6 protein-coding genes are annotated in these 20,555 nt (G+C 54.1%); all 6 read left to right on the top strand.

The features are described from left to right. Positions 1-547 precede the first annotated feature (547 nt). Positions 548-1,066 (top strand): UpxY family transcription antiterminator, encoded by a 519-nt coding sequence (locus HF324_RS19575; RefSeq protein WP_168804102.1) that lies wholly within the window; start codon positions 548-550, stop codon positions 1,064-1,066. Between the two features lie 260 nt (positions 1,067-1,326). Further along, entirely contained in the window at positions 1,327-2,049 is a 723-nt protein-coding gene (locus HF324_RS19570; protein ID WP_168804101.1) for a thioesterase II family protein, read from the top strand. After that, positions 2,046-3,671: an MBL fold metallo-hydrolase gene (locus HF324_RS19565; protein WP_168804100.1), complete on the top strand. Its 1,626-nt coding sequence runs from the start codon at positions 2,046-2,048 to the stop codon at positions 3,669-3,671. Before HF324_RS19570 ends, HF324_RS19565 begins: the two co-directional genes overlap by 4 nt. 138 nt (positions 3,672-3,809) lie before the next feature. After that, a complete protein-coding gene (locus HF324_RS19560; RefSeq protein ID WP_168804099.1) occupies positions 3,810-4,775 on the top strand; it encodes a pyridoxal-phosphate dependent enzyme in 966 nt (321 codons plus the stop codon). 84 nt (positions 4,776-4,859) lie between these two features. After that, positions 4,860-9,041: a non-ribosomal peptide synthetase gene (locus HF324_RS19555; RefSeq protein ID WP_168860588.1), complete on the top strand. Its 4,182-nt coding sequence runs from the start codon at positions 4,860-4,862 to the stop codon at positions 9,039-9,041. Next, on the top strand, positions 9,002-20,554 hold the full coding sequence (locus tag HF324_RS33655; RefSeq protein WP_258539555.1) for a non-ribosomal peptide synthetase: 11,553 nt from the start codon (positions 9,002-9,004) through the stop codon (positions 20,552-20,554). The genes HF324_RS19555 and HF324_RS33655 overlap by 40 nt, the downstream gene beginning before the upstream one ends. The last annotated feature ends 1 nt before the right edge of the window (position 20,555 follow it).

Here is a 20,555-nt window from a genome sequence, read left to right as displayed (position 1 = left end):
GTCATGCAAATGATATTAAATGATTGTTAACGATAGGGTTCCATGTTGTAATACCTTACTGTGGCAGGTTTCATGCACCCTTTTACTGAATTGCTACTTCACCGGATTGTACCTCGCAACATATATTGTGTTTTTTTTCTGCTGCGGTGAGCCGCCGGATAATTTTTTTTGCTGAATAAAATATGTTTGCTAAATTCGACCCACTGATAAGGACGATAGAAGTGTTAATTATTGTACAACGATAAAAAAAGTAGTTAGCAGACCCTCAAATAATCAAATTTTCCTTAAATGTTAAACTAAGCCAGGAGACTAAACACAAACTAATACTATCCGGAAAATTCTGAGACATCCAAGGTGGTGTTTTATGTTAACTTATTACATCGTTTAAACAGCTACTTTATTTTTTTTATGTAATGTGAAGGATCTGGATTCACGCTAGCGACAGCTATGCCCGGAACTGAATGACATTGTTTCAGGAAAGGCATGTGAAACTATATCTGGAAGGAAAGCCTGTCGCTTTATTAGTATCCTTTAGAAAATACCCTCAATGAGCATTTCCGTAAATGGCTGGTATGTGGTGTATACCAAGCCCCGTCACGAAAAAAAAGTTGCCGCTTTTTTGTCAACTTTGAATATTGTCAACTTTTTACCTACAGCCAGAATTTTACGCGCGTGGAAAGACCGGAAAAAATTCATTGACGCTCCATTATTTCCTTCTTACCTCTTTATTTATCTGGAGGACCTGGAAACCTATTACAGGGTGCTAAGCCTGGAAGCTGTGTTATATTATGTGAAAACAGGTAAGGAGGTGGTAAAGGTGAAGGAAGACGTGATTCATAGTATCCGGCTGGTTACCCAACAGACAAGTAATATCGATATTGAGGTATCGGATGATTATTTTCTGCCCGGAAAACAATTGATGATCAAAGATGGAATACTATGCGGCCTCGTCTGCGAGGTGGTGGAAGTAAAAGGCGAACGGAAATTTCTGGTAAGGGTGAATATGCTGCAGAAGAATATTCTGGTGGCCGTATCTGGAGAATACCTCGATTCAATTGCCTTGTAAGCGGCCGGCCATGGTTACATTCAACATGGCCTGCATGGAAACCCTGGCGCGTTTCATTTTTTCAGCAGGACGGCTCCCCTCTGCTGCACAGGCCTCCGCCAGCCTGTAATTTCCCTGATATGATGCAGGAACAGACAGACATCAGCTGTGTAATACAGGTGACTGTCGTCGTCATTCCTTTATAACTCAGATACCGGACTCCCTGGTCCCGGACAGGGATTCCTATGTCCGATTTTTTGACAACGTGGAAACTTTGACATATGGAGAAAATCAATCTTTTCTGTCTGCCCTTTGCCGGAGGTAGCAAGTACTCCTACCGGTTGTATGAAGAACACCTGCCATCTTTCCTGAACCTTATCCCGCTGGAATATCCCGGCAGAGGTACGCGGATGAGTGAACCCCTGAAAGAAGATATACGGCAGCTGGTGAATGACCTCTATCAGCAGGTTGAGCATAAAATTGACAAGGCGCCCTACGCCATCTACGGACACAGCATGGGGGGACTGCTCTGTTATCTCCTGGCCCGCAAAATCAGGGAAGAAGGCCGCATGCCACCCCTGCATCTTTTTATCACCGGCACCTCCGGGCCCGCAGCACTGTCAAGAACAGAGAAGAAAAGGCACCTGCTGGATAAAAAATCTTTTATCGAGGAAGTCCGTAATCTCAACGGAAGCCCTGATGAAATACTGCAGAACGATGAACTGCTGGATTTTATAGAGCCCATCCTGCGCGCTGACTTCAAAGTGTCGGAGAATTACGCCCATATCCGCCACGAACCATTGGATATACCCGTTACCGTTATCACCGGAACGAGAGAAGATATGAAACACGAAGATATCCGCCTGTGGCAACAGGAAACCCATAAGCCGGTCGATTTCCGCCGAATGCCCGGTCATCACTTTTTTATCTTCAAATACCCCTACGAGATCGTCAGCATCATCGCCAAAAAATTACTTGTACATCACAAATCATATCAATTATGAGCGACAAAAAAGTATACCTCAAGCCCAACGTAGTGCTGGAACCATTGTATGACCGGTGGTATGCCTGGAGTCACCTGATCTCTCCGGCAACAGCAGCCATGAACACCATCGGACGCCACCTCACCATCATGGACTCTTACCTCGACGATCCCGCTATCCATGCGGAAGCCGTGCTGAATCCGAAAATGAAAGGCGGTCCCTTCATGGACTTCAACGGCGGAAGGGTAGCGGAAGTGAGTGCCCTGAAAGAAGATATCCTGAAACGCCAGCACCGGACCATCGAATTCGCTAAAGCCTGTAAAGAACTGGACAGAATACTGGCCGCAGAAGGCAAAGGCTTCGGACTGGAACCCCTGTACGAAAAAGTGCCGGACATCCTCAAAGGCTATGTGGAACTGTGTTACGACCGCAATAATAATGCAGACTACCGTTTCTTCGAATCACTCCTGTATAAAAGTGAATTCTATAATAAAGAGGCACAGAGCATCGCCCTGTGGATCACCAACAACGACCACCGGCCTTTCTGCCTCAGTACGCCCCGGCTCGATGAACCGGATGTGCTGCATCTCAACATCCCCTTCGATCACCCGGGTATTGACGCCATCAGCCGCATGAAACGGACGGCACGCCCCCTGTCGGAGATCAAAGCGATTTTCGGCATCACCCCGGAGCAGGAGGCGCTGTTTGACACCTTCTTTACGGAAACGCCGCCGCCAGCCTATAAACGGTATACCGGCGACAAAATCCGCATGCGCTATTTCGGTCACGCCTGTATCCTCGTGGAAACAAAAGACGTGAGCATCCTCGTAGACCCGCTGATCAGCTACTATGGCTATGAAAGCAGTATCGACCACTTCTCCGATGCCGACCTGCCGGATGTAATTGATTACGTGCTGATCACGCACAACCACCAGGACCACATCCTCTTCGAAACGCTGCTGCCCCTGCGTCATAAAATCAGGAACCTGATAGTGCCGCGTACCTGCAGCGGCAAGCTGGAAGACCCGGATCTGAAGCTGATGTTCAACAATATCGGCTTCGATAATGTAGTGGCGGTAGATCCGATGGAAACCATCGAATTTGTGGATACCACCATCACCGGCCTGCCTTTCACCGGTGAACACTGCGATATGAGCATTCTCACCAAATCCTGTTTCCTGGTACAGATCAGCGGTTTCAAACTGTTGTTCCTCGCCGACTCCAGGATCGTGGAATCTGCCCTTTATAAACTAATTCATAACCAGATCGGGGACGTGGACGTGCTGTTCCTTGGCATGGAATGCGACGGCGCTCCGCTCACATGGCTGTACGGCCCGCTGCTGACCAAAAAGATCACCCGGGACCAGGACAGCAGCCGCAGGCTCGCAGGATCCGACTGCCCGAAAGGGATGGCGCTGGTGAATATCTTCCACCCGAAAGAAGCTTATGTATATGCCATGGGGATGGAACCCTGGCTGGAATTTATCAGCAGCATCGTATATACCGACGAATCCAACCCGATCATCCAGTCCAACAAACTGGTAAAGGAATGTGAAGCGAAAGGCATCATCGCTGAACGGCTGTATGGAGAAAAAGAGCTCCTGTACAACAGAAAAGAAGCATTGGTGGCGGAAGAGCAGTAATGCCGGCCCTTTCCGATTGTTTGTTGATGACGCTCCTTTTTCTTTCCTGAACACCATTATCATTCGCCAACTAATCTGCTACCTGCATCCTCCCCGGATGCAGGTATACCCCCGGTTTTTTACCATAAAAATGCAAACATGCTACAGCAGCTTGAAAAGTTGTCCGCTTTTATCGGCAACACCCCCCTCATTTCCCTCCGGAATACCAACACCCCTTTGTGGGCTAAACTGGAGTATAACAATTTCTCCGGCAGCTCTAAAGACCGCGCCGGTTACAGCATTATCTACAACGGTATCAAAGCCGGCCATATCAACAAAGATACCACCATCATCGCGTCCAGCTCCGGTAACCTCGCTATTGCCGTGGCTTCCATCTGTAAAATGCTAGACCTGAAATTTATCCCGGTGATAGATCCGAACATCAACAGCGCTTACGAAGCGCTGCTGAATATCCTCTCCTATAAGGTGGTGAAGATCACAGAACGCGATCATACCGGCGGATACCTGCTCACCCGCATAGATACCGTCAACCGCCTGCATACCACCATCGAAAATTCTTTTATCGCCGATCAATACGGCGATCCCAATAATTACAAAGGCTATTACGGACTGACAAAAGAAATCCTGGCTTGTCCGGAGCCCATCGACTACGTGTTTGTGGCGGTAAGCTCCAGCGGCGCCATCACGGGCATCTCCAGCAGTATTAAAGCGGAGCGCCCTGATATTAAAATAGTAGGGGTAGATGTAGAAGGTTCCGTGATCTTCAACGCGCCGCCGGTAAAAAGATACATCTCCGGTATCGGCGCCAGCCAGGTGCCGCCTATCATAAAAAACGCCCTCATAGATGATGTGGTGATCCTTTCACAAACAGATATCGTGAAAGGCTGCCTCGAATTGCTTAATGAACAGGTGATCTTTGCGGGGGCTTCTTCCGGCGCCGTATATCTTGCCGCTAAAAATTATTTCCGTCAGCAGTCCTTTCCCAAACCTCCGAATTCACTGCTCGTCTTCCCCGACAAAGGCCATTCCTACCTGGACACGATCTACAATCCGGAGTGGGCGGCGCAACTGGCGCATAAGCTGCAATCGGCCACTGTCGCTTAAAAAAACGCCGCACATACGTTGTCTGACGCACTATTGGCCGGCGCTCCTGCGCCGTTCCCGGAAACTTCATTAAATCCAAGCACAATGCCCAGTTTAAATACTAACGATATTTTAGCCCTGTTGCAGCAGGCAACTGAAAATGGGGTCACAATATCTTTTGAAGACGATAGCCTGTTACTGAATATAGCGGATGACAGGGAACTCGATGAGTCGTTTCTTGCGAAACTAAAGGAACATAAAGTCAGGCTGATCGAATACCTGAAGCAACAGGATAACGAACAGGATTACACGACGACGATCACTCCGCTGGCTGGTATCTTTGAAGGACATGTTCCTCTGTCTTTTGGCCAGGAACGCCTCTGGTTCATTGATCAGCTGGAAGGGTCGGTGCAATATCATTTGAGAGGCGCGTTCCGTATCAGCGGCCGCCTGGACACAGCTTCGCTGGAACGCACTTTTCAGGCGATCGTGAACCGCCACGAAATACTGAGGACGGTCATCTTACAGGAAGAAGGCCGGCCGTACCAGCATGTGCTGGAAAAAGACCGGTGGCATCTTGGCTTTACGGCTGATACGAGCGAGACCGCAGATGCCATACAACTGAGCGCCTGCATCGGCACGTTGATCAATGCTCCTTTCGACCTGGGCCGGGACCATCCGCTCCGTGTACATCTCATCAGGCTGTCGGCAGAAGAACATATTCTGGTGATAGTCATTCACCATATTGCGGTAGACGGCTGGTCCATGTCCATCCTGTTTAATGAAGTGGAGGAACTGTACGCCGTTTATTCCGGTGGCCGTACAGACACGACACCGCCGCTTCCTGTTCAATATGCAGACTATGCGCTGTGGCAGCGTAAACACCTGCGGGGCCGCTTCCTGGAAAACAAACTGGACTACTGGCGAAAAAAGTTGTCCGGCACCGCTTTACTGGAGCTGCCGGGAGACGGTAGCCGGGGTGTCCGGAAAAGTACCAACGGCGCCTTGATCCCTTTCAAAATAGATAAGGAGCTGACCGGCCGGCTGCGGCTACTTTCCCGCGAACAGAACGTCACGCTGTACATGACCCTGCTGGCAACATTTAAAGTGCTGCTGCACCGCTATAGCGGACAGGATGACATCTGCGTAGGTTGCCCCGTTGACGGCAGGTTGCAGGAAGAAGCGGAAGGACTGATCGGATTCTTTGTAAATACGCTCGCCCTGCGCAGCGACCTTGGCAATAATCCTGCCTTTACTGACCTGCTGCAACAGGTAAAAGAAACAACAGTGGGTGCTTATGAACACCAGGAAGTGCCGTTTGAAAAGATAGTGGATGCGGTGGTCACCAACCGGGACCTTAGCAGAGCGCCGTTGTTCCAGGTCGTTTTTGGCCTGGAGAAAATGTCGGACAACTTTATGCTCCGCCTCGGTGGTTTGACTGTTAAGACTGAAGAGATCGAACATACGACCACGTTGTTCGATCTGAATTTTTCTGCCGTAGAAAATCCGGACGGTATCGATGTGAACCTGGAATATTGCAGCGATCTGTTCACCCGGCAGACGATTATCCGCTTATGGGGGCATTTCGAACAACTGTTGCGCAGCGTTGTAGCGGCGCCGCAGGAGAAAATCGGGCTGCTGCCGATGCTGACTGCCGGTGAAAGAGAACAGTTGCTGGGAACATTCAACGCTGCTGCTGTCGGTTATCCCAGGGAGAAAACCATGGTAGACCTGCTGATAGAACAGGCGCTTCGTACGCCCGATGCCGTTGCAGTATCACTGGACGGAACGACGTTGACCTACGGTGAATTACATGCGCGCTCCAACCAGCTGGCGCATCACCTGCGGGAAAAGGGAGTGGAAGAAGATACGCTTGTGCCTATCTGCCTGGAGCGTTCTCCGGAGATGATCATCGGTATCCTGGGTATCCTGAAAGCCGGCGGCGCCTACGTGCCTGTCGATCCGGATTACCCGGAAGAGCGGGTCCGCTTTATTATCGAAGATACCGCTGCCAGGGTAGTAGTGACCAGCAGTGCCTGCAAGGACAAACTAAAAACCAACCGCAAAGATATCGTGCTGGTGGCCGCAGATAAGAAGCTGCGTACGCCTGCCGCATACAAAACGGCGCCGCCGGTCACATCATTGCGGCCGTCTAACCTCGCTTACGTGATCTATACCTCCGGTTCTACCGGTAACCCCAAAGGCGTGCTCATTGAGCATCGCAACGTAGTGCGGCTGTTTGAGACCGAGGCGCCGTTGTATGATTTTAACAGCGCAGACGTCTGGACGATGTTCCACTCTTTCTGCTTCGACTTCTCCGTCTGGGAAATGTACGGCGCGCTGTTCTATGGCGGCCGCCTCGTGATAGTGCCTAAGCCGGTAGCGCAGGATGCGATGGCTTTCGGGGAACTGTTGCTGCGGGAGAAGGTGACCATCCTCAACCAGACGCCTTCCGCTTTTTACGTCCTGCAGGACTACCTGACCGGCGCCACGGATACCGTGCCGGTGCGGTATGTGATCTTTGGCGGAGAAGCATTAAACCCCGGAAAGGTACAGCCCTGGCTGCAACGATACGGCAACTGCCGGCTGATCAATATGTACGGCATTACAGAAACTACGGTGCACGTCACCTACCAGCCGATCGCATTACATCATGCCAACAGCGGCAGCGTTATCGGGGTACCTATTCCTACCCTGAGCCTGTACATCCTGGACCCCTACGGCGGACTGGTACCCCCCGGCGTAGCCGGAGAGCTGCATGTGGGCGGCGCCGGGCTGGCGAGAGGATACCTTCATCGTCCGGACCTAACGGCAACACGGTTTGTCGCCGACCCGTTCAGCCATGAACCCGGCGCCCGTATGTACCGTACCGGTGACCTCGGCCGCTGGCTGCCGGATGGAACAGTGGAATACCTCGGTCGTATAGACGACCAGGTGAAAATACGCGGATTCCGTATCGAGCTGGGAGAGATAGAAAGCGTGATGACCAAATGTAAGCTGGTCAACCAGGCGGTAGTGCTGGCGAAGGCCGATGGCAAAGGCAACAAACGGTTGATTGGTTATGTGGTGCCCAACGGCGTATACGACAAAGCCGCTATCCTGGCCTACCTGAAAGAACAGCTGCCGGAATACATGGTGCCGGCCATTCTCATAGCATTGGATAAACTACCGCTTACGCGTAACGGTAAGGTTGATAAAAAAGCGTTGCCCGATGCCGACGCGGGTGCTGTGCTGACGAATGAATATATAGCGCCGCATACTGCCACAGAACAGGCGCTGGCCCTCATATGGAAGGACCTGCTCGGGGTAGAACGGGTAGGGCTAAACGATAATTTTTTTGAGCTGGGCGGTGACTCTATTATTACCATCCAGGTGGTGAGCCGCGCCCGTCGTGCAGGCTACCACCTGCATCCCCGCGATCTCTTCCTGCACCAGACCATCGGCGGCCTCGCTGCCATGCTGGGCGCCGGGCAGGAGACAGTACATGCAGGGGAACAAGGCACGCTCACCGGCGAAAGCGGTTTGTTGCCGATTCAGCAATGGTATTTTGATAGCGAACCGCCTACGGTGTCTTACTATAACCAGGGACTGTCGATAGCGGTAGATAAACATATTACGCCGGAAGCCATGGCCAACGCCGTAGCAGGACTGGTGCGTTATCACGACGCGCTGCGTTTTACCTGTCAGCAGGGCGCCACCGGCTGGACACAGCGCTATGGTACTGCGGAAGGCAGCCTGGAAGTGGCAGATCTCCGCGCTACCCCGGTGGCGGCCATGCAGGAACAGCTGCTGTCGTACGCTAACGCGGCCCATCGCAGCCTGGATATTGCCACCGGCGATTTATTGCACGCCACCCTGCTCCTGACACCTTCGACGGAAGCACATAACTATTTGTTACTGGCTATCCATCACCTGGCGGTAGATGGCGTGTCCTGGAGAATTATACTGGAAGACCTGGCATTATTGCTGAAAAATAAAGACAACAAACAGGCGGAAGCTGTGCTGGGTGCTAAAGGCGCTTCTGTGCGCCAATGGCGGGAAGCGCTGGCGGGCTATGGAAGCCAGGCGTTGCTGTCCGGTCAGCCGGCTTATTGGGAGAAAATTACCGGCCACTATGCGCCGCTAAGCAAACAGAAAACCAATGTGCGGCCTGCTACGCTGAAGGATATACGCACACGGCAGGTACGGCTGGATGCTGCAAAAACAACCGCGCTGCTGCAGGAAGCCCCAAAGCCTATCATACCGCCATCAACGATATACTGCTGTGCGCACTGGCGCAGGCCGTAGCTGCATGGGATGGCCGGCAACAGGTGGTCATCGGCCTGGAAGGCCACGGAAGGGAGGATATCGCTAAAGGTATCGATACTACGCGTACCGTTGGTTGGTTTACCTCGCTGTACCCGGTATTGCTGGATATCGCGGGGCAGGCCGGTACAGGCGCCACATTGAAAACGATCAAAGAACAACTCCGCCAGGTGCCCGACAGGGGCATCGGCTTCGGGGTACTGAAATATCTTAACAAAGTCCCTGCGCTGCAAGGCGGTGATCCATGGGACATCGTGTTTAACTACCTGGGGCAGTTGGACAACCTGACAGGAAACGACGGCCCGTTGCGTTATGCAGCTGAGCTGCCGGGACAGTCGGTAGCGCCGGACTATCCCGTACAGGAAAAAATAGCGGTCAACAGCATCATTCAAAACGGAGCGCTCGTGCTGGACTGGAGCTATAGTACGCTGCATTTCGAAGAGGCAGATATTATCGCCTTGTCCGCCGGGTATCTTGAGCAGCTGGAAACTTTGATCGCGCATTGTACGGCTGTGCGCCACGCTGTTTTTACGCCCTCCGATTTCGGGCTGGGCGGTATTGTCAGCATGGAGGAGCTGGATGCCTTTATGGCTGCAGACTTCAGGGGGGCGGAACGACAGGCGCAGGTGGAGGATATCTGCCGCCTCAGCGGCCTTCAGGAAGGAATGCTCTTTCACGGCCTGTACGAAAGTCAAAATGCGGCTTACTTCCAGCAGCTGAGATGCGACCTGGAAGCGCCGGACATCGATGCGCTGCAACAGAGCTGGAATCATCTTCTCAGCCGCTACAGCATATTACGCACCGGTTTTTATTATGATGATTTCAGCATACCGTTGCAATGCGCTTACCGCGAGGCAGAGATGCCTTTTGAACTGCTGGACTTCAGCCACCTGACGGAAGAGGCGCGGCAACAGGCATTGAGAGACTATGAGGCGGCAGACCGCGAAAAAGGCATCGATTTTACCGTAGTGCCCCTCATGCGGGTGGCGCTGATACGGTTGAATGATAAGCGCTACCGGATGCTGTGGACGTTCCATCATATCCTGTTTGACGGCTGGTCCATGGCGTTGTTGCTGGAGAACCTGTTACGCACCTACGGAAGACTGTCTGCCGGAGAGCCCCCTGAACCATACGAAAAAGACCGGTACAACGATTATATCCGTTACGTGGAGCAGCAGGACAAGGCGCAGGCAGCGGCTTACTGGCAGGGGTACCTGAAAGATACCGATGAAGGCACGCTGTTGCCATTCATCCACGCAGCCACGGAACGAAATAAAGGCGCCGGTGTTTATAACACGGCAACGGTGTCGCTGGACAGGAATGCTACTGCCGTACTGACGCGTTTTGCGCAGCAGCAGCGGCTTACGATCAATACGATTATGCAGGGCGTATGGGCGTACCTGTTATCCCGCTACACCGGCCGCAGCGAAGTGACCTACGGCGTTACAGTGTCCGGCCGCCCGGAAGATCTTCCAGGCGTGGAACAGCGGGTAGGCTTGTATATCAATACGCTGCCGTTGCATACGGCGGTGCGGGAAAACAGCCGCGTGGTCTCCTGGCTGCAGGAAATACAGGCCTCCCAGCTGGAAAGCAGGGAGTTTCAATATACCGGCCTGGATACCATCCGGCGCGGCGCAGGTATCTCCGGTGATTTGTTTGATACCCTGCTGGTGTTTGAAAACTATCCCGTCGGTAAAGCACTGGAAACCGAAAATTGGCGGCTGCGGATAGACAACCTTGCTGTTGAGGAACATACCAATTATCCGCTGAGTGTGATCATCGAAGCAGGTGAGGAGACCCGCATCAGTTTTAATTACAATGCGGGCATACTTTCTTCTGCCGATGTTCAGGCTATGGCAGGTCACTTCGAACAGGTATTGCGACAGCTAACGTCGTCTGCAGATGCCCTGGTACAGGACCTGGAATGGCTGACCGATGCAGAGCGCCGTCAGCTGGCCGCTTTTAACGATACGGATGAAAGTTACCCTGAAAACCAAACGCTGGTCAGCCTTTTCCTGGAACAGGTGCACCGTACGCCCGAAGCCATTGCTGTCGTCTTTGAAGACGAGACGCTGACCTACCGTCAGCTGGAAGAACGTTCAGCGCAGCTGGCCGGTTTTCTGCAGGATAAAGGAATTGGGAGGGAAACACTGGTGCCCGTCCTGCTCGAACGCTCCGGCGCCATGATCGTGGCCATCCTGGGCGTGCTGCGCGCCGGCGGAGCTTACGTGCCCATAGACCCGGGTTATCCGGAAGAAAGGGTCCGCTATATGCTGAAAGACACCCGGGCGACGGTGGTACTGGCCGACAGCAGGACAGCCGCGCTGGTGCCGGCAGGCGTGACCGCCGTGCGACTGGATACCGACTGGCCGCTTATTCACCGCTACGCCGCTGCGGCGCCGGCGGTGACCATAACTCCTCAAAGCCTCGCTTATGTGATCTATACTTCCGGTTCCACCGGTATGCCCAAAGGGGTGATGAACGAACACAAAGGCGTGGTCAACCGCCTGCAGTGGGCGCAGGATTATTTTGGCCTGCTGCCGGAAGATGCGGTATTGCAGAAGACCACCTTCAGCTTCGACGTATCGGTATGGGAGCTGTTCTGGCCGTTGGTTTCCGGCGCTAAACTGGTATTTGCGAGGCCGGACGGCCAAAAGGACGCGGACTACCTACAGGCCGCCATACAGCATTATGGTATCACTACCATTCATTTTGTGCCGTCGTTATTGAATGTATTCCTTGAAAATATTGACAGCGGCGCCTGCCCTTCGCTGCAGCGGGTGCTGTGCAGCGGCGAAGCCCTGAAACCGCAACAGGTGCTGGCGGTAAGAGAGAAGCTGCCGAATGTGGACCTGTATAACCTGTACGGCCCTACGGAAGCTGCGATCGAGGTCACCTGCTGGCATGCCCCTGCAACGCCCGGTCATATTGATATTGTGCCGATAGGTAAGCCTGTCGCCAATACCCGGCTTTATATCCTCGATAAAGCCGGTCATCTGCTGCCTCCAGGTATTGCCGGTGAGTTGCATATTGCCGGCATACAGGTAGCGAGAGGCTATCTGAACCGGTTGGACCTGACTGCCGAAAAATTTGTGGCTGATCCTTTCAGCCAGGCTGCCGGAGCCAGGATGTACCGTACCGGTGACCTGTGCCGCTGGCTGCCGGATGGCAACATCGAATATCTCGGCCGCATAGACGATCAGGTGAAGATCCGCGGTTTCCGTGTAGAGCCGGGCGAAATAGAAAACGCGCTGCTGGATACGCAGCTGGTCAATGATGCCGCCGTTGTAGTGAAGGAAGATGCCGGTGGTCATAAACGCCTGGTCGCATACGTGGTGCCGGCTGCCACATTTGACAAGGAAGTAATCGTATCCGCACTCAGGGAGCGGCTCCCGGAATACATGGTGCCCGCCATCACGGTACCGCTGGAAGCCATTCCGCTGACGGCCAGCGGAAAGGTAAACCGCAAAGCGTTGCCGGACCCCGACTTCTCAACAGTAACGGCAAATGCCTATACTGCACCACGTAATGAAACGGAGCGCATACTGGCGGAGATATGGCAACAATTGCTCAACCTGCCGCGTATAGGCGTTTACGATAATTTCTTCGAATCCGGCGGAGATTCCATCATCACCATACAGTTGGTGAGCCGCGCCAGAAAGGCTGGCCTGAACTTCCAGCCCCGCGATATCTTTACCTGTCAGCATATTGCTGCGCTGGCGGCTGAATTGCAGTCACGCAGCCAATCAGCGCTGACAGGTGAGCAGGGCCTGCTCACAGGGGACAGCGGTCTGCTGCCCATCCAGCAGTGGTACCTGGAAACCGCCGGTCCCGACGCACCTTATTTCAACCAGAGCCTGTTGCTGACGGTCAGCAAACAGATAGATGCTGATACGCTGGCAACCGCCGTAAAACAGCTGTTGGCTGCTCATGACAGCCTTCGCTTCAGGTTCCGTTATGATGGAAAGGAATGGACGCAGACGTATGGCGACTATCAGGGTATGCTGGAAGTGGAAGACCTGCGGGAAACGCCGGCAGGTCAACTGGCAGGCCGGATACAGGAGCTGGCGGATCATTACCATGCTACCCTTAGTCTTGAAAATGGTATCCTCGTCAGAACAGTATTCCTGCGTACGCCTGCAACAGAAACGGGTAACCGGCTGCTGGTGGTGATCCATCACCTCGCAGTTGACGGCGTGTCGTGGCGTATCCTGCTGGAAGATCTTGCGTTGCTGCTGAAGGAAGGCTCCGGGGCGCTGGCGGCGCCGAAAGGCACCTCTTACCGGCAATGGCAGCAGGCGCTGGTCAGTTATGGCCAGTCCGCCAGGTTGCAAAGCCAGCAGGCATTCTGGGAACAGGTCAGGGAACGTTATCTTCCGCTGCCAACGGATTTTAGCAGTAACGGCAGAATAACGGCAGCGGACATACGTACCCACGAGGTGCGGTTGAACGCCACCTCCACGCAACAGCTGTTACAACGCACCGCATCAGCTTATCGGACGGAGGTGAATGACCTGTTACTGGCGGCATTGACCCGTATATTGTCGGCCTGGAGCGGCGCCGCGGGGACTGTTATTGGTCTTGAAGGCCACGGCCGTGAAGACATTGCCGCCGATATAGATACCAGCCGCACCGTTGGTTGGTTTACTTCGCTGTACCCCGTATACCTGCCCGCTGCTGAAGGCGAAGGACCGGAGGCGCTGCTGAAAACAGTGAAAGAAAGCCTGCGTAAGATCGCCGATAAAGGGATTGGTTACGGCGTGCTGAAGTACCTCCATAAAGTACCGTCGCTGCAAGGCAGCCATCCCTGGGATATCATCTTCAACTACCTCGGACAGGCGGACAATGTGACGCAGGCCGGCAGCTATATCGGCCTGGCAAGGGAATCTTCCGGTACAGGCCTGTCGCCGGCGCTTCCGGTCAATGAAAAGATGGTAGTCGATTGTATCGTACAGGACGGAGCGCTGGTGATACAATGGAAGTACAGCCATCAGCATTACAATCCCACAACAATAACACAGCTGGCGGCAGACTACCTGTCGCAACTGGAAACACTGATACAGCATTGTGTTTCCCGGCAGGAAACAATGGTCACACCAGCCGATTATGGCCTGGGGCAGGAGATCAGCTGGGAAGAGCTGGACCGCTTCCTGGAGGCGCCTTACAAAGGCGTCAGCCGCCGCAGACAGATGTCCGGTTTATACCGGCTCAGCGGACTGCAGGAAGGTATGCTTTTCCATAGTCTGTATGATGGTGAAGGCGGCACCTATATAGAACAATTTGTGTGCGACCTGGAGCAATTACGCCCGCATGCTTTCATACAAAGCTGGAACCGGCTGTTACAACAATATACTATTCTGCGCACCGGATTTTATTATGATGAATTCACCATTCCTGTACAGTGCGTATATGAGCAGGTGGAAATACCGGTGACAGTACTCGATTATACCCACCTTGGCAAAGCGGCGCAGGAAGAGGCTTTTGCCGCTTTTAAGGCGGAAGACCTGCGCCAGGGATTTGATTTCCGTGAAGCGCCGCTTACACGCCTGGCCCTGGTCCGGCTGCAGGACAATACCTACCGCATGTTATGGACATCCCATCATATGCTGCTGGATGGCTGGTCGCTGTCCGTGCTGGTGGACAGCCTGCTCAATACCTATGAGCTGCTGGTTACCGGTAACGAACTGCCTGCCCTGACGGTGGACCATTTCGGAGACTATATCCGTTACCAGGAGAAACAGGACAAAGCGCGACTGCAGGCTTTCTGGTCCCAATACCTGCAAGGCGCGACAGAAGGCACCCTGCTGCCGTTTATTGAGGCAGCAGCTGCGAGGACCAAAGGCAGCGGCGTTTACCTGGAGCATCTGCTCACACTCGACGCTACCTTTACGCAGCAGTTGACTGCTTTCACACAGCAACATCATATCACTACCAGCACGCTGATGGAAGGCGTATGGGCGTACCTGTTACATCGCTACACCAGCCGAAACGAAATCTCCTATGGAGTAACCGTATCCGGAAGGCCGGACGATCTTTCCGGTGTGGAACACAGAGTCGGTCTGTACATCAACACCCTGCCGCTGCACACCCGTGTGGACGGGCAACAGGACATCGTATCATGGCTGCAGGCCATACAGGCGGGGCAGCTGAAAAGCCGCGACTTCCAGTATGCCAGCCTGAACGACGTGCAGCAATGGACAGGCGTGGGCGGCGATCTTTTCGACAGCTCCCTTACCTTCCAGAACTATCCGGTTAACGACGTGCTGGAAGCCCGCGACTGGGCGTTGAAGATCAGGAATGTACAGATACACCCGCATACCAACTATCCGTTGACGATTATCATCGGCATCGCGTCAGAAACGACGTTGTTGTTTGCTTATAACAGCGACCTGCTGCCGGCGACTGCTGTGCGGATGATGGCCGGTCACTTCCGGGAGACGCTGGAACAAATCATTACACACCAGGCGAACCTACTGGCGGACATAGAACCGCTGACGCCGGCCGAAAAAACTACGCTGCTGAATACATCTTCCGTAGACTATCCACAGGAAGCAACGGTCGTTAGCCTGGTGGAAGCACAGGCAGCACGGGTGGAACAGGAAACCGCGGTAGTCTTTGAAGAAGACAGCCTAACCTGGCGGCAACTGGAAGACCAGTCTAACCAACTGGCCCGGTACCTTCGTAACCTGGGAGTACAACCCGGTGAGCTGGTACCGCTGTGCATAGAACGGTCCGTACAAATGATCGCCGGCATGTTGGGTATTCTGAAAGCAGGAGCGGCGTATGTGCCCATTGATCCTGATTTCCCCGCCGAACGGATCGCTTATGTGCTGAAAGATACCGGCGCCCGCATTGTTGTGAGCAGCAATGCCTGCAAGGACTTGCTGCCGCAACGGGCATCGCTGCAGGTGATGACGATCGACGGCAACGCCGCGAAAATCGCGGCGCTGGCGACGTCCCGCTTACAGGCGGTTATTACGCCGGACAGCGTGGCTTACGTGATTTACACTTCCGGCAGTACCGGTCAGCCTAAAGGGGTGCAGGTAACCCATGGTAACCTTGTCGACTATACGTACGGCCTGAAAGCAGCAACACCCCTGGAAGATTGCCGCACCTTCGGCTTATTGTCCAGTATCGCGACAGACCTCGGCAATACGGTGATATTCGGATCGCTGCTGACAGGCGGGGCGCTGCATCTCTTCTCCAAAGACACGATCAACGACCCGAAGAAAATCAATAGCTACCTGCGCCGGCGCCCGCTGGATGTTATTAAGATAGTGCCTTCCCACTGGAAAGCGCTGTGCTCCGGCGACGAACTGTTGCTGCATCAAAAGCTGCTGATATTCGGTGGCGAGGCGCTGGACAGCGGCGTGACAGACAGTATCCGCGCGGCCAAAGCCTCCTGCACGGTGGTGAACCACTATGGCCCAACGGAAACGACTATCGGAAAATTACTGCATGTAGTAAACCCTGAACAGGTATACGGGAAGACCGTGCCCATCGGTAAGCCTTTCTCCAATACCAGCGTTTATATTGTGAGCCCGGACGGAAAGCTATGCCCTGTGGGCGTGCCGGGAGAACTGCTGATTGGCGGCGCCGGTGTGGCCAAAGGGTATTTACATCAGCCGGCGCTCACGGAGAATAAATTTATTACTGACCCATTCCACCCAGACGCCGGCCACCGGTTGTACCGAACCGGCGATCTGGTGAAATATCTGCCGGATGGCAATATCCTCTTCCTGGGCCGCATCGATGATCAGGTCAAGATCAGGGGATACCGCGTGGAGCCAGGGGAAATAGCCTCTGTATTAACGGCCGCCGAAAGCGTGAGGCAGGCCGTGGTGCTGGTAAAAGCCGACACCTCCGGTGAAAAGCGCCTGGTCGCCTATGTGGTACCGGACGGCGAATTTAACCGGGAAGGAGTAACCGCCTATATCCGCCAGGAACTGCCGGATTATATGCAACCATCGGCCATACTGGTGCTGGACCATTTCCCGCTGCTGCCAAACGGAAAAATCGACCGTAAAGCGTTGCCCGATCCGGAAGTAGCGGTGACTACCGGCGACGATTACACGGCGCCGTCCACACCAACGGAAATCAGGATGGCCGCCATCTGGAGCCGGTTACTCGAAGTAGACCAGGTAGGGCTGCATGATGATTTCTTTGCACTGGGAGGACACTCGCTGCTGGCCATCCGTCTTATCTCCGCCATCCGTAAGGAACTGACAGCCGAAGTGGTGATTGGCGACGTATTCGACTATCCCACTGTCAAAATGCTGTCGGCCCGCCTCGACCATAACCGTGTCGATACCACCGTGCCTGCCGTCGTAAAACAAGCCAGGCCCAAACAGGTGCCACTGTCGTTCGGCCAGGAACGTTTCTGGTTTATCGATCAGATGGAAGGCAGCGTACACTATCACGTGCCGGCGGTATTACGTCTCAAAGGCAGGCTGCAGCCACAGGTGCTGGAAAACGCTTTGCGGACGATCGTGGACAGGCACGAGGTGTTGCGCACCGTCATGGAACAGGAAGACGGTCAAGCCTATCAGCATGTGAAGCCCGCCGGCAACTGGCGCATGGACAGGACCTCCCGCCCTGACTATCTGCATAACGTGGCGGCGCTGCATGAAGAGATAGCCCGGCTGGTAGCCGTACCATTCGATCTGCAGCACGACTATATGCTGCGGGTGCACCTGGTCACCCTGTCTGAACAGGAACATGTGATGGTGGTGATACTACACCACATTGCTTCCGACGGATGGTCCAACACCATCCTGGTGAATGAACTGATGGAACTATATGCCGCCGGCGTGGAAGGCCGTACGCCGCAACTGAAAGCGCTGCCGGTGCAATATGCCGACTACGCCATCTGGCAGAGAAATTACCTGTCAGGCGACGTGCTGGAACAGCAGCTGGGCTACTGGAAACGCCAGTTGACAGACGTGGCGCCACTGCAGTTGCCAACAGACTTCATCCGTCCGGCGGTACAAAGCAACCGCGGCGCGCGCTACTGGTTTATGATCGACGAGGAGCTGACCGGCAGGCTACGGTCATTATGCCACGAAGAAGGAGTAACCCTGTTTATGACCTTGCTGGCAGCTTATAATGTGCTCCTGCATCGTTACAGCGGACAGGATGATATCTGTGTAGGCAGCCCTGTGGCGGGCAGAACACAGCACGAATCGGAAGGGCTGATAGGGTTGTTTATCAATACCATCGCGCTGCGCGCTGATCTGAGCAATAACCCCATATTCACCACTTTCCTGCAACAGGTGAAAACAACTACGCTGGGTGCGTTTACCCATCAGGAAGTGCCCTTCGAGAGAATCGTGGATGCCGTGGTGAAGGACCGCGACGTGAGCCGTACACCTTTATTCCAGGCTGCTTTCGTACTACAGAACGCGCCGGAAGTACCTGACTTAAAACTACAGGACGTACAATTTGCCCTGGAAGATATTCCATACACTTCTTCCAAAGTGGACCTCAATTTCACCATGGAGGAAGTAGGCGGGGAGCTCCGCGGCTGCGTGGAATATTGCGCAGACCTCTTCCGCGAAGATACTATCCGGCGGATGGCCCGGCATTATGAGCAACTGCTGCGTACAGCCGTGGCTACCCCGGACACCAGTATCGGTACGATGACGCTGTTGAGCGAAGCGGAGACGGCAACCCTCCTGCATACGTTCAATGCAACAGCGGCAGATTATCCGCTTCACCATACTATTATCGATCAGCTGAAAGTGCAGGTGGACCTGCAACCGGAAGCTACCGCGCTGATCTTCACCGGCCAGCAGCTGACTTACCGTGAACTGGACGAACGTGCTGCGCAGATGGCCCATTACCTCCGCAGCAAAGGTGTGACCAACAGGTCTCTCGTACCGGTGTGCCTCGAACGTTCGCTGGAAATGATCATCAGTATCCTGGGCATCCTGAAAGCCGGGGCCGCCTACGTGCCTGTTGATCCGGAGTATCCGGCGGACCGTATCAGTTATATGCTGTCCGATACCGGCGCCGATGTGATGGTCAGCAGTGCCGGCTGCAGCGGGAAGTTACGTGCAGCCAATGCCGATGCCACCATTGTGCTGGTAGATGAAGAAGCCGATGCTATCGGTAGTTGCCCGGTGGCGGCGCCGGCAAGGCTGCCGAAGCCGGAAGACCTGGCCTATGTGATCTATACGTCCGGTTCCACCGGCAAGCCTAAAGGGGTGATGCTGGAGCATCGCGGCGTGGTTAACCTGGCCCTCAGCCAGAGAGATGCCCTGTGGCTGAAGCCCGGTATGCGCTCGCTCCAGTTTGCCTCCTTTGGTTTTGACGCCTCCTGCTACGAGATATTCAACACACTGTTGAGTGGCGGTGTCCTCGTGCTGCCACGCAAGGAAGACCTGCTATCGGCTGACAGCTTTGCGGAACTGGTCGAAACGCAACGGGTAGACCTGGTGACGCTGCCGCCTTCTTACCAGCATATCATCAAGGACGTATTGGGACCGGTAAGGACCATCGTGTCTGCAGGTGAGCCGCTGAACCGGGAAGACGGGAAGTACCTGCAAGGCAAAGGTATCAGGCTGATTAACGCGTACGGGCCTACGGAGAATACGGTATGTACCACACTCACGGACCAGCCGATACGGGAAGATAATGTGGTGACCATCGGAAAGCCCATCGCTAACGTTGAAGTATATATACTCGATCGCTACGGTGCATTATGCCCCATCGGCGTGGCAGGGGAGATGTGTATCGGCGGCGCTAACCTGGCCCGCGGCTATCTCCACAGGGAAACACTTACCACAGAGAAATTTATTCCGCATCCTTTCAGCACGGTCCCCGGCGCCCGGTTGTACCGCACCGGAGACACCGCCCGCTGGTTGTCCGACGGTAATATCGAATACATCGGCCGTATAGACCATCAGGTGAAAATACGCGGATTCCGTATTGAGCTGGGAGAAATAGAAACAGTACTACTGGAGTGCGGTCTCGTCAGCGAGGCCGTGGTACTGGCGAGAGCCGACGGCGCTGATAACAAACGGCTGGTCGGATACATCGTGCCACAGGGAGCATTCGACAAAGAAGGCATCCTCCGCTACCTGAAAGAAAAGCTGCCGGAATATATGGTGCCGGCGCTGCTGATACCGATGGAACAATTGCCGGTAACGGCCAGCGGTAAAATCGACCGTCGTGCTTTACCGGACCCCGACGATCTGCACAAAGGAACATTCGTGGCGCCACGTGATACGATGGAGGCAGACCTGGCCGCTATCTGGCAGGAGCTGCTGGAAGTGCCACAGGTAGGCATATACGATGATTTCTTTGAACTGGGCGGAGACTCGCTGCTGGCGGTAAGGGTCGTTGCGCATCTCAAACGGAAGCTGGCCGTTCATCTCTCTGTCAGCAAACTGTTTGAATGTAAGAACATCGCCCGGCTGGCAGCCTGTATCCATGCACTGTCTGCAACTACTGCAGCGGAAAGCGATACGGCTTACGACGTACACGAATTGTAAT

This window comes from Chitinophaga oryzae, from assembly GCF_012516375.2.
Lineage (GTDB): Bacteria > Bacteroidota > Bacteroidia > Chitinophagales > Chitinophagaceae > Chitinophaga > Chitinophaga oryzae.
The sequence above is the reverse complement of the archived record's forward strand: the minus strand, read 5'-3'. Positions and strand labels throughout refer to the sequence as shown.